Annotated in this window: 21 protein-coding genes; 6 read left to right on the top strand and 15 right to left on the bottom strand. The window is 72.6% G+C overall.

Annotated elements, in window-relative coordinates; genetic code table 11:
- Positions 1-4: 4 nt before the first annotated feature.
- Positions 5-877, bottom strand: coding sequence for a LysR family transcriptional regulator (locus C4T42_RS25070; RefSeq protein WP_103986044.1), 873 nt, complete (start codon positions 875-877; stop codon positions 5-7).
- Positions 878-1012: 135 nt separating this feature from the next.
- Here C4T42_RS25070 and wrbA point away from each other — a divergent pair, with 135 nt between their 5' ends.
- On the top strand, positions 1013-1615 hold the full coding sequence (wrbA, locus tag C4T42_RS25065; RefSeq protein ID WP_012320764.1) for an NAD(P)H:quinone oxidoreductase: 603 nt from the start codon (positions 1013-1015) through the stop codon (positions 1613-1615).
- A gap of 130 nt (positions 1616-1745) precedes the next feature.
- On the opposite strand, the gene C4T42_RS25060 is transcribed toward wrbA, so the two are convergent.
- Complete coding sequence (locus tag C4T42_RS25060) at positions 1746-2744, bottom strand: L-threonylcarbamoyladenylate synthase (RefSeq protein WP_103986050.1); 999 nt, start codon at positions 2742-2744, stop codon at positions 1746-1748.
- Positions 2745-2881: 137 nt separating this feature from the next.
- On the opposite strand from C4T42_RS25060, the gene C4T42_RS25055 reads away from it, so the two are divergent.
- From C4T42_RS25055 to C4T42_RS25035, 5 genes are all read left to right on the top strand, one after another.
- Positions 2882-4621 (top strand): acyl-CoA dehydrogenase, encoded by a 1740-nt coding sequence (locus C4T42_RS25055; protein WP_103986043.1) that lies wholly within the window; start codon positions 2882-2884, stop codon positions 4619-4621.
- Positions 4622-4631: 10 nt separating this feature from the next.
- Entirely contained in the window at positions 4632-5396 is a 765-nt protein-coding gene (locus C4T42_RS25050; protein WP_091683022.1) for an enoyl-CoA hydratase-related protein, read from the top strand.
- 32 nt (positions 5397-5428) lie between these two features.
- Entirely contained in the window at positions 5429-6235 is an 807-nt protein-coding gene (locus C4T42_RS25045) for an SDR family NAD(P)-dependent oxidoreductase (protein WP_020096239.1), read from the top strand.
- Positions 6236-6499: 264 nt separating this feature from the next.
- Complete coding sequence (locus C4T42_RS25040; RefSeq protein ID WP_020096240.1) at positions 6500-8185, top strand: B12-binding domain-containing radical SAM protein; 1686 nt, start codon at positions 6500-6502, stop codon at positions 8183-8185.
- A 128-nt stretch (positions 8186-8313) separates the two neighbouring features.
- Positions 8314-8634 carry a multidrug efflux SMR transporter gene (locus C4T42_RS25035; RefSeq protein WP_020096241.1) on the top strand — a complete coding sequence of 107 codons (321 nt, stop codon included), beginning with the start codon at positions 8314-8316 and terminating at the stop codon, positions 8632-8634.
- Between the two features lie 15 nt (positions 8635-8649).
- On the opposite strand, the gene C4T42_RS25030 is transcribed toward C4T42_RS25035, so the two are convergent.
- The 13 genes from C4T42_RS25030 to C4T42_RS24970 form a co-directional block, all read right to left on the bottom strand.
- Complete coding sequence (locus tag C4T42_RS25030; protein ID WP_042672509.1) at positions 8650-10335, bottom strand: methyl-accepting chemotaxis protein; 1686 nt, start codon at positions 10333-10335, stop codon at positions 8650-8652.
- A gap of 97 nt (positions 10336-10432) precedes the next feature.
- On the bottom strand, positions 10433-11437 hold the full coding sequence (locus C4T42_RS25025; protein WP_012320756.1) for a magnesium transporter CorA family protein: 1005 nt from the start codon (positions 11435-11437) through the stop codon (positions 10433-10435).
- Between the two features lie 138 nt (positions 11438-11575).
- A complete protein-coding gene (locus C4T42_RS25020) occupies positions 11576-12823 on the bottom strand; it encodes a methyl-accepting chemotaxis protein (protein WP_146074033.1) in 1248 nt (415 codons plus the stop codon).
- A gap of 93 nt (positions 12824-12916) precedes the next feature.
- Positions 12917-13285: a response regulator gene (locus tag C4T42_RS25015; protein WP_085986780.1), complete on the bottom strand. Its 369-nt coding sequence runs from the start codon at positions 13283-13285 to the stop codon at positions 12917-12919.
- 51 nt (positions 13286-13336) lie between these two features.
- On the bottom strand, positions 13337-14134 hold the full coding sequence (locus C4T42_RS25010; RefSeq protein WP_103986041.1) for a ParA family protein: 798 nt from the start codon (positions 14132-14134) through the stop codon (positions 13337-13339).
- The gene (locus C4T42_RS25005) at positions 14131-14400 is read right to left on the bottom strand and encodes a hypothetical protein (protein WP_042672513.1); all 270 of its coding nucleotides are present in this window, start codon (positions 14398-14400) and stop codon (positions 14131-14133) included. The genes C4T42_RS25010 and C4T42_RS25005 overlap by 4 nt, the downstream gene beginning before the upstream one ends.
- Positions 14400-16982, bottom strand: coding sequence for a chemotaxis protein CheA (locus C4T42_RS25000; protein WP_103986040.1), 2583 nt, complete (start codon positions 16980-16982; stop codon positions 14400-14402). The genes C4T42_RS25005 and C4T42_RS25000 overlap by 1 nt, the downstream gene beginning before the upstream one ends.
- Positions 16979-17350: a response regulator gene (locus C4T42_RS24995; RefSeq protein WP_020095615.1), complete on the bottom strand. Its 372-nt coding sequence runs from the start codon at positions 17348-17350 to the stop codon at positions 16979-16981. Before C4T42_RS24995 ends, C4T42_RS25000 begins: the two co-directional genes overlap by 4 nt.
- 1 nt (position 17351) lies before the next feature.
- The gene (locus C4T42_RS24990; RefSeq protein WP_020095616.1) at positions 17352-18215 is read right to left on the bottom strand and encodes a protein-glutamate O-methyltransferase CheR; all 864 of its coding nucleotides are present in this window, start codon (positions 18213-18215) and stop codon (positions 17352-17354) included.
- Between the two features lie 12 nt (positions 18216-18227).
- Positions 18228-18827 (bottom strand): HEAT repeat domain-containing protein, encoded by a 600-nt coding sequence (locus tag C4T42_RS24985; RefSeq protein WP_020095617.1) that lies wholly within the window; start codon positions 18825-18827, stop codon positions 18228-18230.
- Between the two features lie 19 nt (positions 18828-18846).
- Entirely contained in the window at positions 18847-19902 is a 1056-nt protein-coding gene (gene cheB, locus C4T42_RS24980; RefSeq protein ID WP_091980855.1) for a chemotaxis-specific protein-glutamate methyltransferase CheB, read from the bottom strand.
- 50 nt (positions 19903-19952) lie between these two features.
- Positions 19953-21536 (bottom strand): chemotaxis protein CheW, encoded by a 1584-nt coding sequence (locus tag C4T42_RS24975; protein ID WP_020095619.1) that lies wholly within the window; start codon positions 21534-21536, stop codon positions 19953-19955.
- A 54-nt stretch (positions 21537-21590) separates the two neighbouring features.
- Positions 21591-23519, bottom strand: coding sequence for a methyl-accepting chemotaxis protein (locus C4T42_RS24970; protein WP_103986039.1), 1929 nt, complete (start codon positions 23517-23519; stop codon positions 21591-21593).
- Positions 23520-23679 lie beyond the last annotated feature (160 nt).

Below are 23679 nucleotides of genomic sequence, written 5' to 3'. Positions count from 1 at the left end.
CGGGTCAACGGCCCTCGAAGCGCGCCCGCAGGGGCAGCAGCGCCTCGGCGACGTGCTCCATGAAGGCCCGGACCCGCGCCGCGTGGCGCAGGTCCGGATGCGTTAGGATCCACAGGTCCGCCCCAAGTTCCGGGTGTGGCCCTGACAGCCGTCGCAGCGCCGGATTGAGGTCCGCCGTGAAGCAGGGAAGCGGACCGATGCCGAGACCGGCCTCGACCGCCGCCTCCAGGCCCAGCACCGCGTTGATCCGCAGGCGGACACGGTCGGACGGTACCCGCGCCTCCACGAACCGCGTGAGCGAGCCCCCCGCCACCAGCGGCCCCGGACTGATCCACGCCTCGCGGGCCAGATCACCGTAGGCGCGGTCGGCGCGGCCGTAGACTCCCCAGGCCGTGAGGGCGAGGCGGCGGCCGACCAGGGTCTCGCTCGGCTCGCGGCTGATCCGGATCGCCACGTCGGCGTCCCGGCGCGAGAGGTTGAGCGTCGCCTCCGCGAGGATGAGGTCGATCCGAATCTCCGGATAGCGCTCGGCGAAGCTCGCCAGCATCGGCATAAGCAGGTCGGCGGCGAAGCCGGCCGGCGCGGTCACCCGCAGCTCGCCGGAGGGTGTCTCGCCCTGTCCCGCCACCACGCGGGCGAAGCGCGTCACGTCCGCCTCGATCCGTCCGGCCGCGTCGATCATCGCCTGCCCGGCGGCGGTCGGCACATAGCCCGTGCGCAGCCGCTCGAACAGGCGCGTGCCGAGCCGCGCCTCCAGGGCGGCGAGGCGCCGGAACGCCGTCGAGTGGTTGATCCCGAGCTCGGTCGCCGCCGCGGTCAGGCCGCCCCGATCGGCCACGGTCTTCGCGAACCGGAAGTCGTCCCAGTCGAGCGCCACGCGCGGATCCTTGCGTCTGTGCAAGATCAATCTTGCACGTCGGGGCATTCTTGCAAGGCGGCAAATGCGCGATGGAATGGCCTTCCGCCGGCCGACGATTCGGCCGGACGTCCGACACGCAGGAGAGATCATCCGATGGCGAAGGTTCTGGTGCTGTACTACTCGACCTACGGCCATGTGGAGCAGATGGCCTACGCCGTCGCCGAGGGCGCCCGCGAGACGGGGGCCGAGGTCGTGGTGAAGCGCGTGCCGGAGCTGGTCCCGGAGGAGGTCGCCCGGCAGAACCATTTCAAGCTCGATCAGGCGGCGCCGGTCGCGACGGTCGCCGAACTCGCCGATTACGACGCGATCATCTTCGGCACGCCGACCCGCTACGGCAACATGGCCTCGCAGATGAAGCAGTTCATCGACCAGACCGGCGGTCTCTGGATGAAGGGCGCGCTGGTCGGCAAGGTCGGCTCGGTCTTCACCTCCACGGCGTCGCAGCACGGCGGCCAGGAGACGACGCTGACGAGCTTCCACACGGTGCTGTTCCACCACGGCATGGTGGTGGTCGGCCTGCCCTACAGCTTCCAGGGGCAGGCGGGCGTCGAGGCGGTGAAGGGCAACACGCCCTACGGCGCCAGCACGATCGCGGACGGCGACGGCTCCCGCCAGCCGAGCGCCGTCGAGCTGGAGGGCGCGCGGTTCCAGGGCCGCCACGTGGCGGGCATTGCCGCCAAGCTGGCCCGAGACTGAGAAGCCAAGAAAAAAGGCTCGGATTGCTCCGAGCCTGGAAGGAAAAAGGCCATTGGGGGCTGAGAAGGCCTTCGTGATCAGTAAACGGATCAGGCCAAACTCTGTTCCGCTGCCGGCGAAAAATTCTCCGTCAGCGGGGCGCGGCCGCCCGGGCGAGGCGGTCGCGGATCGCCTCGCCGAGGCCGTCCGCGGGAATGGGCGCCACCGCGATGGTATCGGCCCCCGAGGCGTCGAGGTCCCGCAGGGCGCCGAACAGCCGGGCAGCGGCCTCCGCGGGGTCGCCCGCCGGGCTCAGGTTGAGACTGGCGCGCGCGGTCTCGTGACCGGTCGGGGGGCGGGGCCCGAACAGCAGGACCGCCTCGCCGGGCTCGACCCGCACCGCGTCGAGCCGGACCCGCGCCCGCGGTGCGTAGTGCGAGGCGAGCATGCCCGGGCCCGCCGGCCGGTCGGCATCCGCCGCCTCGGGCGCCGCCGGGTCGAGGCCGAGCACTGCCCGGAGCGCCGCCCGGGTGACGCCGCCGGGCCGCAGCAGCCGCGGCGTGCCGCCCAGGCAGGCCACCACCGTCGACTCGACGCCGACCGGCGTGTCGCCGCCGTCGAGCACCGCGGCGATCCGGCCGGCGAGATCGTCGAGGACGTGGACGGCCCGGGTCGGGCTCACCCGCCCGGACCGGTTGGCCGAGGGCGCCGCGACCGGCCGCCCGACCTCCGCCAGGAGATCCCGCGCGAGCGGGTGCGCCGGAACCCGCAGGGCGAGGCTCGGCAGGCCGGCGCGGGCGAGGTCGCAGACCCGCGTGCCCGCGTGCGCCGGGACGACCAGGGTCAGGGGTCCGGGCCAGAAGGCCTCCGCGAGGCGGCGCGCCGGCGCGTCGAAGACCCCCTCCGCCAGGGCCGCCGCCGCGTCGGGCAGGTGCGAGATCAGCGGGTTGAAGCGCGGCCGCGCCTTGGCGGCGAAGATGCCCGTCACCGCCCCGGGGTCGGTTGCGTCCGCCCCGAGCCCGTAGACGGTCTCGGTCGGGAAGGCGACGAGGCGGCCAGCCCGCAGGAGCGCGGCGGCCTCCGCGAGGCCGGCCGCGTCGGCGGTGAGCCGCCGGGTCGCGGCCGGGACCGTTGACCCGAGATCGTTCATGCGGGAAGCCGTCTCCGAGGTCATGGCGGTGCGAGTCCCGCGCGCCTATCCTCGCCCCGCCCTAGCGCCGGTGCGCGGGCGCGGTCAAACCCGCCCCGGATCGAACGCGCGGGCGGGCCGCCACACGGGAGGATCGTATGAGTTACCGCGCCCCGGTCCCCGAGATGCTCTTCACGCTGCGGCACGTGGCCGGGCTCGACGCGGTCGATCCCGACGACGCCGAGGCGATCCTGACCGAGGCCGGGCGGATCGCCGCCGGCGTGATCGCGCCGCTCAACCGGGTCGGCGACCGGCACGGCACCCCCTTCGCGGACGGGCAGGTCACCACGCCGCCCGGCTGGCGCGAAGCCTACCGCACCTTCACGGAGGGCGGCTGGAACGGGCTCTCGGCCGAGGCGGACCACGGCGGCCAGGGCCTGCCGAAGCTGATCGAGGCCGCCTGCACCGAGATGTGGAACGGCGCCAACCTCGCCTTCGGCCTCTGCCCGCTCCTGACCCAGGGCGGCATCGAGGCGCTCGCGGCCCACGGCTCGGACGACCTGAAGGCGCGCTACCTCGAGAAGCTGGTCTCGGGTGAATGGCCCGCCACCATGAACCTGACCGAACCGCAGGCGGGCTCCGACCTCGCCCTGCTGCGCACCCGGGCCGTGCCGGCGGGCGACGGCACCTACCGGATCACCGGCAACAAGATCTACATCACCTACGGCGAGCACGACCTCGCCGACAACATCGTCCACCTCGTCCTGGCCCGGCTGCCCGACGCGCCCGCCGGCACGCGGGGCATCTCGCTGTTCCTGGTGCCGAAGGTGCTGCCGGACGGCACCCGCAACGACCTCCGCTGCTCCGGCATCGAGCACAAGCTCGGCATCCACGCCTCGCCGACCTGCTCCATGGCGTTCGGCGACCAGGGCGGCGCCACCGGCTGGCTGATCGGCCAGGAGAACAAGGGCCTCGCCTGCATGTTCACGATGATGAACGCGGCGCGGCTCAATGTCGGCCTGCAGGGCGTCGGAATCGCCGAGGCCGCGACCCAGCGGGCGCTCGCCTACGCGCAGGAGCGCCGCCAGGGCAAGGCGGTGGGCGCCGCCGAGGCGACCAGCCCGATCGCCGCCCATCCGGACGTGCAGCGCATGCTGCTCACCATGAAGGCCTCGACGGCCGCCGCCCGCGCCATCTGCTACCTCACCGCCGCGGCCCTCGACGCGTCGAAGGGACCGGAGGGGCAGGCGGCCCTGGACCGCGCCTCGCTGCTGACCCCGGTCGCGAAGGCGTTCGCGACGGACCTCGCCAACGAGGTGACCTCGCTCGGCGTGCAGGTCCACGGCGGCATGGGCTTCGTGGAGGAGACCGGGGCGGCGCAGCTCATGCGCGACGCCCGCATCCTCGGCATCTACGAGGGGACCAACGGCATCCAGGCCATCGACCTCACCGCCCGCAAGCTGCCGCTGAACGGCGGGGCCACCGCGCGGTCGCAGATCGCCTGGATGCGCCGCGCCGCGGAGGGACTGCTCAAGGCCGGCGACCCCGCCTTCGGCCACATGGCGGCGCGGCTGCGCGACGGGATCGGCAGCCTCGACCGGGCGACGAGCCACCAGCTCGCCACGCTGAGCTCGAACCGCCCCGAGGCGGCGCTCGCCGGCGCGACGCCGTACCTGCGCCTGTTCGGCCTGACGCTGGGCGCCGCCTGCCTCGCCCGGGGCGCGCTCGCCGCGAGCGCCGCCCGGAAGGCCGGCGAGACGGATCCGGCGCACGCGGCCCGCATCGCGCTCGCGCGGTTCTACGCCGAGAACCTCCTGGTGGCCGCCTCCGGCCTGGAGCAGGCGGTGGTCGAGGGCGGCGCCTTTACGGACGACGCCGCCCTGGCGCTGGCGGTTTGAGGAGCGGATCATGGCCGAACCCGTCACGATCGACGACCTCGCGGGCGGCGTCCGCCTGATCACCCTGAACCGCCCCGAGAAGAAGAACGCCCTCACGGGCGCCATGTACGACGCGATGCGCGCGGGCCTGGCGCAGGCCGACGCGTCGGACGCGGTCGGCGCCGTGGTCTTCGCCGGGCAGCCCGGCATGTTCAGCGCCGGCAACGACCTCGCCGATTTCATGGGGCATGCCGGTGATGGATTCAGTTCCTCGCCGGCGCTGGCCTTCATCCGCCAGCTCGCACGGACCCGCACCCCGATGGTGGCGGCGGTCGACGGGATCGCGGTCGGCATCGGCGCGACCCTCTGCCTGCACTGCGACCTTGTCTACGCGAGCCCGGCGGCGCGCCTGCGCATGCCCTTCGTCGAGCTCGGCCTCGTGCCGGAGGCGGCGTCGAGCTACCTGCTGCCCCTGCGGGTCGGCCGGCTCCGGGCGACCGAGCTGCTGCTCCTGTCCCGGCCGCTCGAGGCCGACGAGGCGCAGGCCCTGGGCCTCGTCAACGCGGTGCTGCCCGCCGACATGCTGGTCGAGCAGGCCATCGCGCAGGCCGCGCGCCTCGCCGCCCTGCCGCGCGGGGCGCTGACGGCGTCCCGGGCACTGATCCGGGGCGACCAGGCGCAGGTCGAGGCGGCCCTGGAGGCTGAGGCGAAAGCCTTCGACGCGCAGCTGCGCTCGCCCGAATCCCAGGAGCGGCTCGCCGCCTTCCTCAACCGCGCCAAGCCCGCCTCGGCGTGAGCGCGCCTGACCTCTCCCAGAAGATCTGCCTCGTGGCGGGCGCGTCGCGGGGCGTCGGCCGGGGGCTCGCCCGGGCGCTGGGAGAGGCGGGGGCCACGGTGATCGTCACGGCCCGCTCCAGCGAGACCGGCCCGCGCACCGAGATGCGCGCGGAGGCGATCGAGGATACGGCCCGCGCGGTCGACGCGGCCGGCGGGCGCGGTCACCACTACCTCTGCGATCACCGCTCCGAGCGCGCCACCGACGCGCTGGTCCACTGGGCTCTGCGCCGGTTCGGGCGCATCGACGTCGCGGCCTGCAGCGTGTGGAGCGGCAACGAGGGCTACGACGGCGAGCGCTACCCGGACGGGGCCGGCTGGGGCACGCCGTTCTGGCGCCGCTCGGCCGAGCCGTACATCGGCCTCCTCGAGGCCGGGCCGCTGCCGGCCCTGTTGCTCGCCCGGGCGGTCGCCCCCGCCATGGTGGCGGCGCGGGCTGGGCTGCTGGCGCTCGTCTCCTTCGGGACCGAGGAGTACCTCGGCGACGTGTTCTACGATTCCGCCAAGGCCGCGACCAACCGGCTGACCCTGGCCTTCGCGCGGGAACTCGCGCCCCACGGCGTCACCGCCCTCGGCCTCTCGCCGGGCTTCGTCGCCACCGAGCGGGCGCGCGACCTCGGTCACATCCAGCACGCCACCGAGAGCCCGCTCTACGCCGGCCGGGCGCTGGCGGCGCTCGCCGCCGACCCCGGTATCGCCGTCCGGGCGGGCGCCGTGCTGCATGCCGGCGACCTCGCGCGGATCTACGGCTTCACCGACGCCGACGGGACGCGGCCGGAGCGGTTCCGCGTCGGGCCGTGACAGGCCGTGATGGGCCGGGACGATTTTGGCGGGACCTGTCGCCCGAATGGCGCAGCCCCGCGGCAAACGGGCCGGATCCGCCCCGGGACCCGTCGGCGGGGTTGATTCGCGGGGCCCGGACGCGCGTCCTGTCGGGATCGGCGGCTCCGATTGCTGCGGGAGCGAAAAACGGCCTTAATTCGCCCGCAGGTCAGGGGAGCGATCCTGTACCCGCCCCGATCTCCGGTCGGGCCGGGACCGTGCGTGTGAACGAGGGAAACTGGCATGTCGGAAGCGAACACGGCCCCGCGCGTGCTGATGGTGTTCCCGAAGTTCTACGAAAACTCGATGTGGAACTTCAAAGAGGCCATGGAGCTGCAGGGCGCCCGCGCGCCGGCGCCGCCGCTGGGCCTCATCACGCTGGCCGCGATGCTGCCGCCGGCCTGGCAGGTGACGCTCGTCAACCGCAACTGCGAGGAACTGACGGACGCGCAGATCCAGGCCGCCGACCTCGTGATGACCGGCGGCATGCTGCCCCAGGAGCCGGACTGCCTCGTGGTCATCGACCGCTGCGTGGCGCTCGGAACCCCGGTCTGCGTCGGCGGCCCGGCCCCGACCTCGACGCCGGAGGTCTACGACAAGGCCGACTTCCTGGTGCTGGGCGAGGCCGAGGGCATCCTCGACACGTTCGTGGCCGCCTGGGAGGCCGGCGAGCGCCGCGGCCGGCTCACGGCCGAGAAGTTCAAGGCCGACGTCACCAAGAGCCCGATCCCGCGCTTCGACCTGCTGACCTTCAGCCACTACCTCTACATCGGCGTCCAGTTCTCACGTGGCTGCCCGTTCACCTGCGAGTTCTGCGACATCATCGAGCTCTACGGCCGCGCCCCGCGGACCAAGACCACGCCGCAGATGCTGGCGGAACTCGACCGGCTCTACGGCCTCGGCTACCGCGGGCACGTCGACTTCGTCGACGACAACCTGATCGGCAACAAGAAGGCGATCAAGCTGTTCCTGCCCCACCTGATCAAGTGGCAGGAGGAGCACGGCTACCCGTTCAAGTTCTCCACCGAGGCCTCGCTGAACCTCGCGGACGACGACGAGCTGCTCGGGATGATGCGGGACGCGAATTTCTTCGCCCTGTTCACGGGGATCGAGACGCCCGACGAGGCGACGCTGATCCAGACGCAGAAGAAGCAGAACACCAAGCGCTCGATCGCCGACAGCGTGCACAAGCTCTACGAGCACGGCATGTTCGTCACGGCCGGCTTCATCGTCGGCTTCGACACCGAGAAGGACAGCATCAGCAAGGCGATGTCGCTGTGCATCGGCCAGACCGGCATCCCGATCGCCATGGTCGGCCTGCTCTTCGCGCTGCCGAACACGCAGCTCTCGCGCCGCCTGCGCAAGGAGGGCCGCCTCTACGAGAACTACGCGGCGACCACCGCCGACCAGGGCGACCAGTGCACGCAGGGCATCAACTTCGTGACCCTGCGGCCGCAGCGCGACGTGCTGGCCGACTACCGCGACGTCCTCCAGGAGATCTACGACCCGCCGAACTTCTTCGACCGGGTCCGGGTGGTCGCCCGGCGGGTGAAGCGGCCGAAATTCGCCGCCCAGAAGCTCAACTGGGGCCACATCGCCCACGATCTCTACTCGCTGCTGCGGGTGTGCTGGCGGATGACCGTGCGGCGTCCGGAACTCGCCAAGCACTTCTGGAGCGTGTTCCTGGAGACCGCCCGCCGCAACCCGGCCGCCCTGGAGGCCGTGGTCACCAACATGGTGATCTACCTCCACGTCTACCCGTTCTCGCGCTACGTCATCCGCGAGATCAACGGCCGGATCGCCGACCTCGATGCCGGCCGCTGGGTGCAGCCGCCGGTCCTGGCGCCCGAGGCGGAGACCTGCAAGGCGCCGCCGGTCGGCAAGGTGGTGGCCAAGGCCGAGGTCAAGCACCTCGCCGCGGTGGCCTGAGGGATCCGCGGCCGCTGCGCTTGCGGGCTCGGCCGATCATCGCTAGCTGACCCGCCGCGAGGCCACGTCCTCCCCCCGCCACGCGGGGCACAAGTCCGGGACGGCCCGGCCCTTTCGGGAGGGCCGCCGTGGCCTGGATCTATCTCGTCACCGCGGGCGTGCTGGAGGTCGTCTGGGCCTTCGCGATGAAGCAGTCGGAGGGCTTTACGCGCCTCTGGCCGACCGCCATCATGGCCGTGTCGATGGCCGGCAGCGTCGGCTTCCTGGCGCTGGCCATGCGCACGCTGCCCCTGGGCACCGCCTACACGATCTGGACCGGAATCGGCGCGGTCGGCGCCTTCCTGATCGGCATCGCCGTGCTGGGGGAGCAGGCGAGCGCCAGCCGGATCCTCGCGGCCGGCCTGATCGGCTCCGGGCTCGTCCTGATGAAGCTGTCGAGCCCCGGCTAAGCCTGAGGCCGAGCCTCAGGCCGCGCGCACGGTGTGCAGGAAGGCGTCGATCTCCCGGCGCAGCTCGGCGGCCTCCTCCGAGAGACTCGACGCCGAGGCCAGCATCCGCGTGGCGGCCGTGCCCGTGTCGTCGGCCGCCCGCGCCACCGCGTCGATCGTCCCGGTGACCGCGCCGGTCCCGGACGCCGCCTCGGCCACGTTCCGGGCGATCTCCCGGGTCGCCGCGCCCTGCTGCTCGACGGCGGCCGCGATCGAGGTCGCCACCCCGTCGATCTCGCGGATGCGCGCCGTGATCCCGTCGATCGCGTCCACGGTCTGCCCGGTCGCGCCCTGGATACGGCCGACCTGACCGGCGATCTCCTCGGTGGCCCGGGCGGTCTGGGCGGCGAGCTGCTTCACCTCGCTGGCGACCACCGCGAAACCGCGCCCCGCATCGCCGGCGCGGGCCGCCTCGATCGTGGCGTTCAGCGCCAGCAGGTTCGTCTGGCCGGCGATGTCGGTGATGAGGCGCACGACGTCGCCGATCCGGCCCGCGGCGGTGCTCAGTTCCTGCACGAGGCCGGCCGTGTCGCCGGCCTGGACCACCGCGCTCCGGGCGAGTTCGGCGGACCCGTCGACCTGGCGGCCGATCTCCTGCACCGAGGCGCCGAGTTCCTCGGCGGCCGCCGCGACCGTGCCGACATGCTGGGCGGCCTCCTGCGCGGCGCCCGCCACCGTGGCCGAGCGCTCCGCGGTGTGCGTGGCCGTGCCGCTCATCGCCTCGGCGTCGGCCCGCAGGCCGAGGGCGGCGTCCGCCACCCGGGCCAGCACGCCGCCGACCGCGGCCTCGAAGGACTCGGCCATGGCGTGGACCGCGCGCCGGCGCTGCGCCTCGGCGCCCTCGCGCGCCAGGGCGGTCTCCCGCTCCAGGGCGCGGGTGTGGATCAGGTTGTCCTTGAAGACCTGCACGGCCGCCGCCATCGCGCCGATCTCGTCGCGCCGTCCCGTATGCGGGACCGGCACGGTCTCGTCGCCCTCGGCGAGGCGGCCCATCGCGCCGGTCATGCGCTCGATGGGGCGCGCGATCCCGAACAGGGCGAACAGCATCGCGGCCGCCGCGACCGCGAGGCCGACCACCGTGGCGATCAGCGCGATCAGCTTGGCCCGCGTCGCCGCCTGCACGGTCTGGGTGACGTTGGCCTCGGTCTGGCCCCGCGCCGCCGCGATCGACTCGGTCAGGCTGGCCACCGCGGCGTCGTTCTGCGCGCCCGTCGCGGGATCGAGCACGAGCGCGAGGGCGCCCGGCTGGTCGCCCGCGATCATCAGCTCGACCACCTGCAGCTGGATGTTCTGATAGGCGTTCCACGCGTTGGTGAAGCGCTCGTAGATCGCCCGGGCTTCCGGGCTCGTCAGGCGGTCCTGATAGGCCTGCCGGAGGCCGGACAGCTCGCCGAGGGCGTCGGTCAGCGCCGTCTGGTTCCTGTCCAGGGCCGCCGCGTCGGGCGAGGCCACCGCGAGCCGGTAGAGCCGCAGGCGCGCGTCCCGCACGGCCGTCCCGATGGCCTCGGCCTGGTTCTGCGCGGGCAGGGCCTGCTGCGAGATCGCCGCGGCGTTCCGCTCGATCTCCGACAGGCTCACGACGCTGGCGATGCCCTGGCCGACGGCGGCGAGGGCGAGCAGGCCGATGGCACCGGCGAGGACCGTCTTGAGGGAGAAGCGCATGGGAGGTTCCGTCTTCGCGGCCGCGCCGCGCCTTCAGGCCCAACCATGCTCCCGTGGAGGTCTTAAGATTCTGTCGGCTCTATACCGGCGTTTGTTGTCAGAGCCACTTCTTCCACCGGAAGAAGAAGTAGGGAAATACCGCCGCCACGACCATCATGATCAGCGCCATCGGGTATCCGAAGGCGAAATCTAGTTCCGGTATGGACTTAAAATTCATGCCGTAGATCGACGCGATCAGGGTCGGCGGCATGAAGACGACCGCCATGACCGAGAACAGCTTGATGATGTTGTTCTGCTCGAGGTTGACGAGCCCCAAGGTCGCGTCGAGCAGGAACTGGATCTTCGTCGACAGGAAGGTGGCGTGCTCCTCGAGGGACTGAAGATCCCGCAGGGTCGAGCGCACGTCCTCGCGCAGGTCGCGCGGGGCCTTGTTGGTCCGGTAGGTCGCCGACAGCGAGAGCAGGATCCGCTCCATGGAGACGAGGCTCTCGCGCTGTTTGGAGATGAGATCGCCGTGCCGGCCCAGCGCCCGCAGCGTGTCCTGCAGCGCGGTGTTGCGGGCGGAGGGATCCTCCTGCACTTCGAAGATCTTGCCCGACAGGCGGTCGATGCGCTCGCCCTGGAGCTGCAGCACGTCGGCGGCGCGGTCGATCACCGCCTCGATCAGCCCGGCCAGGATCGATTCGCCCGAGGGTGTCGAGGCGCCGCCGTTGCCCATGGAGCGCCCGGCGCGCTGCGTGTACATGCGGAAGGCCTGCGGCTCCTCGTGGCGCACCGTCACCAGCCGGTTGCCGCGCAGGATGAAGGTGATGCCGGCCAGCCCCGGCTCCTCGGCGTCGCTGACCTTCGAGAGCACCCGGCCGGTCATGTAACGGGCGCCGTCCTCGACGTAGAGCAGCTCCGAGGGCTCGATGTCCTTCATCTCCTCGCGGGTCGGCACCTCGATGCCCGCGAACGACTCGACCTTCAGTTCCTCCTCGCGGCTCGGGCGGATCAGGTCGAGCCAGACCGTGTCCTCGGGGATCGTGTCCTGGAGATCGATGACGCGGCGCTCAAGCAGCGTGGCTCCGGCGCCGACGGCGGGCTGGTGGATGAAGATCACGTACGGGTCTCGGATGCGGATCGGTCACGGGACAGCGCGGGGCCGCAGCCCGCATCCGGCACCGCGACGGTCGATGCAAGCTGTGCCGCGGATGTGGCGCTGTTTTCTGACGCTTCCGTGACATCGCGGCCCGACCCGTCAGAACAGCTCGATGTCGGGCGCTACCGGGTCGAGGGCTTGGTCGACGACGTGGTCAAGGGCCTGGGCGTCGACGCGGCGCTGGATCTGGGTGACGTAGCGCGCCCGCGCGGTCTCGAGGATCGCCGCCGGCGCGCTCGCCCGCCCCGGCCCGGTGCCGATCAGTCGCCGGCGCAGGCCGTCGAGGCAGAGCTGCAGCGCCGCGTTGGCGGCATCGACCGCCTCGATCTGCTGGCGGACGACGTCCTGGAACTGAACTTGGCCGAAGACCGACAGCACCTCGTCGCCCACCGCCGCATTCTGCGCCTTGACCTCGGCGAGGTCCGTCCGCGCCATCCCGAGGAGGACCCGGGTGGTCGTCTCGGCGATCCCGCCGAGTTCGGCCATCAGCGCGCGGAGGCGCTCCTGCTCGGTGCGGGTCGCGTCGTCCCCGCGATCGGCGATCAGCACCCGGCTGATCGTCTGCTGCGCGTCCGCCACCTGCACGCGCGCCTCGGCCATCGCGGTCTGGGAGGTCTGCGCGAGATCCTGGAGCTCCCGGGCGATGACCCGGAAGCCGGCTCCGTGGGCCCCGGCGCGGGCCGCCTCGATGTTGGCGTTGAGCGCCAGCATCCGGGTCGCCGCCCCGACCTTCTCGAGGCTGAGGATCAGGGCATCGAGCCCGCGCATCTGCCCGACGGCCACCTCGACGGTGCCGCGTTCCTCGCGGGTCTCGTTCAGGCGCCGGTCGAGATAGGCGCCGAGGGCCGCCGCCAGGGATTGCAGCGCGGCGTCGCTCTGCTCGGCGAAGCCGACGATGCGGTCGTGCGCGCCGCCGATGCAGGCGGCGCTGCGCGCCTGGGCGGCGTCGAGCCTCTGCAGCGAGGCGAGGATCGCGGCGGCGGCCGCCTCGGTCTGCGCGACGATGCTGCGCAGCTGCTCGCCCGTCACGGCGAAATAGGGGTCGAGGTCGCCGAGATCCCGGGCCACGGCCTCGGCGCAGGCCGCTCCGTGCGCCGGGGCGGCCGCCGGTTCGGCCCGAAGCGTGACCGCCATCGGCGGGGCATCCGGCTCGACCGCGCGGCAGGACGGTTGCAGCCCGCGGGTCACGAGGCCCCCGCAGAGCGCGGCGGCGGCCGCGAAGAGGAGCTGCGCCGGCTGCGCGATCCCCAGGATCAGCGGCACGGCCCCGACCGCGCCGCCGGCCGCGGCACTGAGCAGGAGCGTCCGCAGCTCGGTCTTCGCGGAGGGACGGGCAGCAATCTGCATCGCGGGAACGGTCATTCGGTCGGAAGCGGTGGCGCGGGGCCGGGCGAGGCCGAGGCCCGCGGAGCGGGCTTCAGCGGAGAGGGGTCGCCCGGATCAGGCGGCGCGGCGCTGAATCGCGGGGGCGACCTGTGTGAGGACCTGCAGCAGCTTGTCGGCCTGGACCGGCTTCACCAGCCAGCCGGTCGCCCCCGCCTGGCGCGCGCCGTCGCGCTTCTCCTGCTGCGATTCCGTCGTGAGAACGAGCATCGGCGTGAAGCGGGTCGGCGCGAGCTTCCGCAACTCCTGGATCAACTGGACGCCGTCCATGCCGGGCATGTGGAAGTCCGTGATCACGAGGGCCGGCTTCAGGCCTGCCTTGACCTTCGCGAGTGCCGTCTCGGCATCGGCGGCCTGTTCGGTTTCATATCCCGAACTGCGAAGTATTCCTGACATGCTCGAAAGAATGGTCGGTGAGTCGTCCACCAGTAATATCGTATTCATTTCTCGCTCTGAACTCCATGTCTGTGTGAACGGCTAAGTTTTAATCGTTCCAATCTGCCCGGCAATGCATTTTTCCATGACGTGGTCGCATAACAGCTCGAAGTCCTGCACCGCCCGCGCACGGGGCTTCACGTACCGAACCGGCTGTCCGCACCCGAAGGCCTCCGCCAGAGCGATGTCCGTGCGGATCCCAGCCAGGAGGCGCTCCCGGCCGAACCGGCTCGCGAGCTGCTCGAGGGCCTCCCGCTGCATCGTGATCCGGAGATCCACCTGCACCGGCACGATCGAGAGGCCGCGCAGACCGGGATTGAGGCTCGTCGCCACCCGGAAGAACGCGCGCGCGAACTGCCCGACGCCGTCCACCGCGAGGTGGCTGAGCTGTGTCGGAACCAAGACGTGGTGCGCGCTCGCCAGGGCGCTGATCAGCAGGGCGTCGGCCGTCGGTGCGGTGTCGATCAGGATCACCGCGTAATCCGTCGCCAGGGGCTTCAGCGCCGCCGCGAGGCCGAGGGGCGCGACGGCGCCGTCGGGGCCCGAGAAGCCGCGATCGGCCGGCAGCACGTCCACGTTCGGCACGGCGGCGCGCCGCACGGCGCGCCCGAGATCCGTCACCCCGGTGCCGCGGAACAGGTCGTGCACCGTCGGCTCGCCGGGCCTCGCCCGCACGCCGAAGCCGAGGCCGGCATGGCCCTGGCTGTCGAGGTCGACGAGCAGCACCCGCCGGCCGCGCTCCGCGAGGCTTGCGGCGAGATTCACGGCCGTCGTGGTCTTGGCGGTGCCGCCCTTGCGGTTCGCCACGGCGAGGATGCGCCCGGTCCCCGGCTCGGTCATCCGCGCTCGGCCTCCGCGGCGCCTTCCGCGGCGGCCTCGGGCAGCGCGGCCAGGCAAGCCGCCGGCACCGCTCCGGCCGGCCGGCCGCGGAGGGCGGGTGCCGCGACCATCAGCACCTGGAGGACCGCCGTGTGGAGCCACGCCGCGCCGGTGAGGTCGACGACGGCCTCCGGGGTGGCGCGCAGGATATCGAGCAGCGGCTCGGCATCCTCGACCGGGCAGTGGCCCGAGAGCCGGATGCGGGCGCCGCTGTGTTCGAGGGCCATCAGAGCAGATCCGACAGGTTGAGGACGAGGAGAACCCTTCCGTCGCCGAGGAGCGCCGTCCCGGAGAAGCCAGCGAGGCCGGCGAGGAGACCGTCGAGGGGCCGCACGATGACCTCCATGCGCTCGCGGAAGCCGTCGACCACGATACCGACCCGCTCGCGTCCGACACGGGCGACCATGACGGCCTCCTCCTCCGGCGGCGCGTCCGAGGCCGCCGGGAGGCCCAGGCTGTCGGCGAGCCGGATCAGGGGGATCATCGCGTCCCGCAGGACGAAGGTCTCGCGCTGCTTGATCCGGTGGATCTGGTCCCGCGGAACCTTCACGGTCTCGGCCACCGCGTCCATGGCGACCCCGTATTGCTGGCCCCGCGCCACCACGGTGACGATGCGGGTCACCGCCATGGTCAGGGGCAGCTGCACGGTCACGCAGGTGCCCGCGCCCGGCTGGCTCGCGAGCCAGACGTCGCCGCCCGCCCTGCGCACCGCGCTGCGCACGACGTCCATCCCGACGCCCCGCCCCGAGAGGTCCGAGACCTGATCCCGCGTCGAGAAGCCGGGCGCGAAGACGAGGTTGACGAGATCCTCCGCAGTCATCTGGGCGGTCTGATCCGGGCCGATCAGGCCGCTGCGCAGCGCCTTCTCGCGGACCGCCTCCGGGTCGATGCCGCGGCCGTCATCGGCCACCTCGATGATGACGTTGTCGTTCTCCTGCCGCGCCGCGAGCCGCAGGGTGCCGCGCGCCGGCTTCCCGGCGGCGATCCGGATCGCGGGGGTCTCGATGCCGTGATCGAGGGCGTTGCGGACCATTTGGATCAGCGGGTCGGCGAGGCTCTCCAGCACGTTCTTGTCGGCCTCGGTCTCCTCGCCCAGGATCACCAGCTCGACCTCCTTGCCGAGCTTGCGCGTGATGTCGCGGACGAGCCGGGGGAAGCGCTGGAAAACCTGGCTCACCGGCATCATGCGGATCGCCATGACGCCGACCTGCAGGCTCTGGGCGATCCGGTCGATGACCGCGTACTGCTCCTTGATCTCCCGACCGAGCTGGCGCGAGCCGCTGACCTGCTCGACGCGCCCGGCGAGATACGCGAGCCCGTTCTTGGCGACCGTCAGCTCGGCCGCGAAGTTCATCAGGGCGTCGACCTTGCCCTGCTCGACCCGCAGCATGCGCGTCGGACCCTTGGCGTCGGGGCCGGATCCCTCCGGGGCATCGCGCGGCTCGGTCGCCGGCGGCGGGGCCGCGGTGGGCCGCGGCGCGGGCTCTCCGGAGGGTGTCGGCATCGGCGGTGCGGCGGCCGCGCCGCTCGCCACGCCGCGGAGGACGGCGCCGAGGGTCTCGGTGGCGCCCGCGCGCGCTCGGCCCAGGGCTGCTTCCAGGGCGACGGCCCGGCTGGGCGCCAGATGCGGCAGGCAGCGCCGCACCACCGTGCGCACGGACTCGAACCGGCCCTCCGCGACGGCCGGGTCCGTCGGCACGGCCAGCATCTCGGCCTGCGCGGCGAGGATCGCCTCTGCCTGCTGGCGCAGGGCGAAGTCCGGGGCGGGCGCGTCTGCGGGCGGCCGATCGGTCGGCGGCGAACCCGAGGCCGGCCGCGGGCCGCCGAGGTCGGCGGCGAGGCGGCGCAGCGTCTCGGTCTCCGCCGTGGCGGCCAGCGCCGCGATCCAGCGCAGGGCGCAGGCCTGCCGGGTCCCGGCGCCGACGATCCCCAGCAGGGCGGCGGCGGCGGCGGCGAGGTCCGCCCGGGCGTCCTCGGCGAGGAGCGTTCCGGCCCGCGCGGCGAAGTCGCCGAACACCTCGGCCTCATCCTCCGTCCCGGTCAGGACGATCAGGTCGTCCGGCCGGATCGCGCCGACCCGGACCTGATCGGCGACGTAGCGCAGATGGTCGGCAACCGCCTCGGCGTCGGCGACGCACAGAACCTCGAAGCGGAGCCAGCTCAGCACCGGATCGCAGGTCTCCGGCGACGGAGTTGCGGCGCGCGGCCGTACCCGCAGCGCGACGAGGCCCGGGGCCTGCGCCACCAGATGGGCCGGGTCGTCGCCGCGGAAGAAGCAGGTCTCGTCGGGCTCGTAGTGCCAGGCGATCAGGAGGGCGCCCGAGGCCGCGGCGCGCCTCCAGGCGGCCTGCCGGTCCGCCTCGGGGAGGTCGGCGAGCCAGTCCGGCGGCCCGTAATCGGCCCGCGCGACGGTGGCCTCGATCGCCGCGGGGAGCCACGCCCGCATGGCCGTCACCCGGCCCGCCATGACGGCGTCGGCGTCGTCCGGCAGGACCGCGCGGCTCTCCAGGACGTCGATCCAGTGGCCGACCAGATCGAGGCTGTCGAGGAGCCCGTCCACGATGGTGGGTTCCAGGACGAGCGTGCCGGCCCGGACCTCGACCAGAAGGTCCTCGGCCACGTGGACCAGATGGGTCAGCGGCGCGATCTCGAACAGGCCGGACGTGCCCTTGAGGGTGTGCACCGCCCGGAAGACGTCGTCGAGGGATTCGGCGCCCGGCGACTTCTCCAGGGCCAGCATGCCGCTCCCCGCGCGCTCCAGGAGCTCGCGGGCCTCGGGGATGAACTGGGCGAGCAGGGCGTTGGTCACGGTGCGGCTCCGGCCATCACGGTGGCGACCGCGACGAGGGCGTCCGGGCGCACCGGCTTGACGAGGTAGAGGTTGGCGCCCGCCGCGAAGGCCCGCGCGCGGTCGGCGCCGGCGCTCTCCGTGGAGATCATCACGGCCGGCACCGCCTGGAGCTCCGGCATGGTCCGGCCCTGCCGCAGGAAGGCGTAGCCGTCCATCTTGGGCATGTTCACGTCGACGAGGACGAGGTCGAAGCCCTCGGCGACGGCCTTCTCCAGGCCCTCGTAGCCGTTCACGGCCTCCTCGACCGCGAAGCCGGCCTCTTCCAGCACGTCGCGGTAGTACAGGCGCACCGTGGTGGCGTCGTCGATGACGAGGATCCTGGCCATGTCAGGCCTCCGCGCTCAGGGGCTTCTGGTAGACGATCGCCTCCGCGAACTTCCGGAGGTCGAACAGCGCGGAGATCCGGCTCATCGACTCGGAATGGCCGAGGCAGACGAAGCCGCCGGGATCGAGCGCCTCGTAGAGCGTCTGGGCGGCGCCGCGGCGGGACGCGTCGTCGAAGTAGATCAGCAGGTTGCGGCAGAACACGACGTCGAAGCCGCGGAACTGCCGGGTCGAGAGCGGGTCCGAGAGGTTGACCTGCGCGAAGGCGATCGACTCGCGGATGTCCGGGATCACCTCGTGGGCGCCCTGCACCCGCCGGGTGTAGCGCTCCAGGGTCGCCCGGGGGACGTGCTGGACCGCGCGGTCGCCGTAGAGGCCGCGCTTGGCTTGGTCGAGCACGGCGGTGTCGATGTCCGAGGCGACGATCTCGATGTCGTACCGGTCGACCTCCGGCCACGTGTCGAGGAGCTGGAAGGCGATCGAGTAGGGCTCCTCGCCGGTCGAGCAGGGCACCGACCAGATCCGCACCGGCTCGCCCGGCCGCTTGCGCCGGGTAACCTCCGGGAGGATCGACCGGACGAGGCAGCGGAACTGGTACTCCTCGCGGTAGAAGTAGGTCTCGTTGACGGTCATCAGGTTGACGAGCGTCTGGAACTCCTGGCCGCTGGCCTGGAATCGCAGGGTGTTGAAGTAGTCGCGGAAGACCGGCAGCGCGCTCGCGAGCATCCGCTCCTGCAGGCGCTTGTCGACGAAGTAGCGCTTGTTGTCGGCGAACATGATGCCGGTCTTGCGGTAGAAGAAGTCGCGGAAGCGGACGAAGTCGGCATCGGTGACGACGGGCGTCGGCGGCGGGAACGGTGCGGTCATGCCGGCCGCCGGTCAGGTGATGCGGCGGCAGGCGGCCCTGGCCGCGAAGCGCAGGAACGGCGCGTCGGGGAAGCGGGCGGCGGCGGCCTCGATCTCCGGCACCATCTCGGGCGTGCCGATCTCGGCGAGCACGTCGAGGGCGGCGGCGCAGACGTTGACGTGCCCGTCCTCGACCAGGACCCGGCGGGCGTAGGTCGCGGCCGCCGGGTGGCGCAGGGAGACCAGCACGTTCACCGCGAAGATCCGGCGGTCGCTGTCGGGATCGGCGAGGGCCCGCTCGAGGGCGCCGAGCACCGCCGCGTCCATCTCCTGCAGCGTCTCGATCGCGGCGTTGCGCAGCCAGACGTCCTCCGAGCCCAGCAGGCCGAACAGGCGCTCGGCCGCCGCCGGGGTGCCGATGCGGCCGAGGGCGCCGAGGATCGCCTCGCCGACGCTCCGGTCCGCCTCGCGGGCGAGGCGGTCGGCCAGCAGGCCGGCGGCGTCGGGATCGGCGGCCAGGCGATGGGCCGCGTCGCGGCGCCCGGCGGCCGTCGGGCCCTCCAGGGCGATCCGGGGATCCTCTGGGGCTTCCGCCGGCGCGGGGAGGGCGGGGTGCTTGCGGACCAGGGCCATGTCAGTCTCGGTGTCGATCTCAGGACAGCCAGCCGACGAGCTGGGCCGGGATGGAGCGGGCGGGCAGCGTCAGGGTCGCGCCGCCGAGGCGGATCAGCTCGGCCGGCATGCCGAACACGACGGCGCTCGACTCGGCCTCCGCGATGGTGCGGCCGCCGGCAGCCCGCAGGGCCGCCAGGGCGGCGGCGCCGTCGTCGCCCATGCCGGTGAGTTCGACGCCGATCAGGGCTTCGGGCAGCAGGTGATCCCGGGCGCTGCGGACGAGGCGGTCGACGCTGGGGTGCCAGCGCAGGGCCGGGTCGCTCGGGACGGTGGCGACCGCGAGCCGGCCGAGCCGGCGCTCGATCACCACGTCGGCGTCGCCCCGGCCGATGTAGACGCGGCCCGCCGCGAGGGGGACCGGGGCGGTCACCTCCACCACCCCCAGGGCGCAGAGGCGGTCCAGGCGCTGGGCGAAGGCCCCCGTGAAGGAGCCCGGCATGTGCTGGGCGATCACGACCGGCCAGGGCAGGTCGGCCGGAAGCTCCGGCAGGATCTCCTCCAGCGTCCGCGGTCCCCCGGTCGACACGCCGATCAGGACGCAGCCCTCCACGCGGGCCGCGGTCCGGGGCGCCGGGCGGCGCTTCGCGATCTCGCCGCGCCCGCGCCGGACCCGGTCGAGGAGGCCGCGGGCGCGGCCGGGCTTGGCCCGGGCCGCGACGCGGACCTTGGCGACCATCTCGTCCCGGACCTCGCCGATGTTGAGGGAGACGGTGCCGCCGGGCTTCTCCACGTAATCGACGGCGCCGAGCTGCATCGCCTCCAGGGTCACGGCGGCGCTCTCGCGGGTCAGCGACGAGACCATGACCACCGGGCGCGGGCGCGCCGCCATGATCTCGCCGAGGCAGGTGAGTCCGTCCATCTCGGGCATGTTGATGTCGAGGGTGACCACGTCGGGCTCGAAGCTGTCGATCTGGTCCAGGGCGTCGCGGCCGTTGCGCGCCGTGCGCACCTCGAACTGGCCCGTCTCCTCGAAGATCAGGCGAAGGTGTTTGCGCATCAGAGCGGAGTCGTCGACGATCAGGAGCTTGGGCATGGCGGGTTGCGTGGCAGGAGCGGCCTCGGACCGGGCCCGGAGACGGCGGCTCAGGCCGCCTGCAGATCCGCGACCTCGTGCCGGCTGAGGAGCCGGTCGACGTTCACCATCAGGATGATCCGCTTGGCGGCGGCGAGGTTGGCGACCCACTCCACGGCGCTGTCTTCGTCCTGCGCGAGGTCCGGCGCCGGCACGATGGCCGAGCGGGGGATCTTCAGGACCTCCGAGACCGAGTCGACGATGAAGCCGGTCCGCACCCCCGCGATCGCGAAGACCATGATGCGCTGGCGGTCGTTGCGCGCGGCCTCCGGGAGCCGGAAGCGGCGGCGCTGGTCGACCACCGGCAGCACCGCCCCCCGCAGGTTGACGATGCCCTCAATGAAGCCGGGCGTCCGCGGCACGTGGGTGAGCTGCTCGGGGACGCGGACGATCTCGTGCACGGCGTCGATCGGCACGCCGTACTCCTCGTCCGCCAGGCGGAAGACGACGAACTGCTCCTCCTCGTCGGCGCGCGTCGGCGCGGTCGCGGTCTGACGTTCCTGCACGGGTCCCTCCTCTGCGGCTCCGAGGCCGGCGAGGCCGCCGGCGATCCCGGTGGTGGCGAACAGGCGGGCGGCCGACAGGATCGAGACCAGCCGCCTGCCGCCGCCGAGCCGGCAGATCGCCTCGACCTCGCGCAGCGCGTCGCCCTGCGCGAGCAGGTCGGGCAGCGGGTCGACCACCGCGCGGGGCACCCGCAGCACCTCCTTCACCGTGTCGGTGACGATGCCGACGGAGCCGGCGGCTTCCCGGGAGGCGACCACCACGATCCGGTTCTGCTCTCCCAGGGGCACGCCCGGCAGCCCGAACAGCGCCCGCAGGCTGACCAGGGGCAGCAACCGGTCGCGCAGGTTGATCACACCGATGACGTGGCGCTCGGCCTTCGGCAGCTCGCTGACGCGGTCGGGGACCTGGACGATCTCCTGCACCTGCTCGATCGGCAGGGCGTATTCCTGGCCCGCGAGCTCGAAGGACACGAGCTGGATCTCGTCGGAGAGCCCGGCCTCGCCCTCCGGCCGCGCCGAGGCCGCGCCGCCGGCCTCGATCGGCCCGACCGCGTTCCGTCCGCCCGACCCGCCCTCTGCGCCGGCGCGCACGGACCCGCTGCGCTGCAGCAGGCGCCCGAGATCGATGATCAGCACGATGCCGGCCGGCCGCTTGATCACGCCCGCGAGCAGCTCGGTCGCCGCGGTGGCGGTGAGGCCGTCAGTCCCCTCGATCTCCCCGGGCTCGGCGGTGATCACGCTCGCCATCCGGTCGACCACGAAGCCGGAGGTCCCGCCAGCGCCGCCGCCGTCGCCGGACCCCTGGCCGACCACGACCACCCGGGCGGCGTCGTCGTGGACCCGGTCGGGCAGCTCGAACAGCCGCCGCAGGCTCGCCACCGGCAGGACCGAGCCGCGCAGGTTGGCCAGTCCCACCAGGGCGGGGGGTGCCAGGGGAACGTCGACCATGTCGGGCAGGCGGATGATCTCCTGCACCTCCGCGAGGGGCACCGCGTAGGTCTCGCGGGCGACGTGGAAGGTCACGAACTGGAGCGCGGAGGCGGTCTCCGACCGGTCGGTCGCGGCCGAGGCTGAGGCGTCGTTGGACATGGCGGGCTCCGGGCTGAGCAGGATTCGGGTGGGGCCGTCCCGGCCGGGCGCGTCTCAGTCCTGGTTCTGGAGTTCGTCGGCCAGCGACGCGACCTCCTCGATGGCGGCGGCGAGTTCCTCCGCGCCGTTCGCCTGCTCGCGGGCGGCCTGCTGCGCCTCGTTCACCGCCTGGCCGCCCTGGCGGGCCGCCGTGGCGATCTGGTCGACGCCGCGCTTCGCCTCCTCGACGTTGCGGATGATCAGGTCGGCGCCCTGGAGGATCTGCCGGTTGCCGTCGAGCACCACGCCCATGTCGTCGGCGGTGGTCTCGAGGTCGCGGGTGATCGCCCGGTTCTTCTCGACCTCGGCGGCGGCTGCCGCGGAGATCGCCTCCAGGTCCCGGCGCACCACCACGATCTGGTCCTGGATCGCCTTCACGAGGTCCTTGATCCGCTCCGCGTTCTCCGAGGAATCCCGGGCGAGGTTGCGGATGTCGGTGGAGACCACCATGAAGCCTTTGCCGAACTCGCCGGCCCGGGCCGCCTCGATCGAGCCGTTCACCGCCAGCATGTTGGTCTGGATCGCCACCGTGGTGATCGCGTCGACGATCTTGTCGATCTTCCGGCTCACCTGCTCCAGGGCGTTGATCTGCTCTCGGCTCCGGTCGGTCTCCGCGAGGGCATTGCCGACGCCCGCGACCAGTCCGTCTACCGCGGCCCGGTTCTCCTGAAGCTGGCTCGTGATCAGGCCGCCCTTCTCCAGGGCGTCGCGGGCGCTGTCCTGGGCGAGGAGCGCTCCCTTCTCGATCTGCGCGATCGCGGCGGCCGATTGCTGCGCGGCTGCCGTCTGCTGCTGGGCGCCCCGGTCGATCTGGTCGAGCGCCGTGGTGATCTGCGCGGCGGCCCGGTTGATCTCCTCCACCGCCGAGGACAGCTCCTCGGCCGCCGAGGCGACCTCCTCGGCGCTCTTGCCGACGTCGGTGGCGTTCTTCAGCTCGTCCGCCAGGGTCGCGAGCTCGGTGGCAGCCTGCTCGCTCTCCCCGAGGGCGGTGGTCTGCTGCTCGATGGTCTTGAGCGATTGCTGGCAGGCGGAGGATTGCTCCTCGGCCGCCGCCGCGATCAGCTCGGACCCCTTCTGCGCCTCGACCGCGGCCTTCTCAGACTCGACGGCCACCCGGGCGATGGTCTCGGCGCCGCGCATGATCTCGACCATGGCCTGCCGCACCGCCTCGAGCTGGGCGGTGATCGTCTCGCCCCGCGCGACCTCTTGGCGCGCGCCCTCGGCCGCGCGGTTGATGCCCTCGGCGATGACCTTCACGTCTTCCTGGATCCGGCCGATCAGCGCCTGGATCTCCTGGGCGCTGCGCTCGGAGGTCTCCGCCAAGGTGCGGACCTCGTCGGCGACCACCGCGAAGCCCTTGCCGTGCTGGCCGGCCCGGGCCGCCTCGATGGCGGCGTTCAGGGCCAGGAGATTGGTCTGGTCGGCGATGCGAGCGACGGCGCGGACGATGTCGCCGATATTGGCCGCCTGCCGCTCCAGCTCGACGATCAGCGTGACCGAGGCCGCCTGACGCTCGGCCGCCGTGGCGATCGAGCCGACGCTGAGCCGGATCTGCTGGCTCACGCCGGCGATGAGTCCCTGGAGCGCCTCCGATTTCTGGCGCGAGGTCTCGGCCTCGGTGCGGGCGGTGCCGATTACCTCCGACACGGTCGTGACGGCGCGCTGCGACTGCTCGGAGGCCCCGGCCGCCTCCTCGGCGCCGGCGGCGATCTGCTCCATCGCCTTGCGCAGCTCCTCGGCCGCCGACGAGGCCTCGGCGACGCCGCTGGCGAGCTGGGTTGTCGCCGCCGCGATGCGCTCCGCCGCCTTCTGCTGCTTGGCGAAGGTCCGGGCCTTGCGCCGGCTCTCCTCGTTGAGGCGCCCGAGCTGGCTCAGACTGGCCGGCTCGCCCTTCCGGACCTGCGCGTGCGATCCCGACAGGGCGGCTTTCTTCACGAGGGCCATGGCGGCGTTTCCTTCACTTGAAGTCGCGGCTGTACGTCGCCGCCCCCAGGCTAGGACCCGCGACGCGCAAGTCTTACGAAGCATCAAGTTGCGAATCAATGAACGAGAACACGATTTTTGAGCAATGATCCGCTGTAGGTGCCGCCATATCCGTGCATAT

The organism is Methylobacterium sp. 190mf, assembly GCF_900107945.1.
Taxonomy (GTDB): domain Bacteria; phylum Pseudomonadota; class Alphaproteobacteria; order Rhizobiales; family Beijerinckiaceae; genus Methylobacterium.
This window is presented reverse-complemented; position numbering and strand designations above follow the sequence as displayed.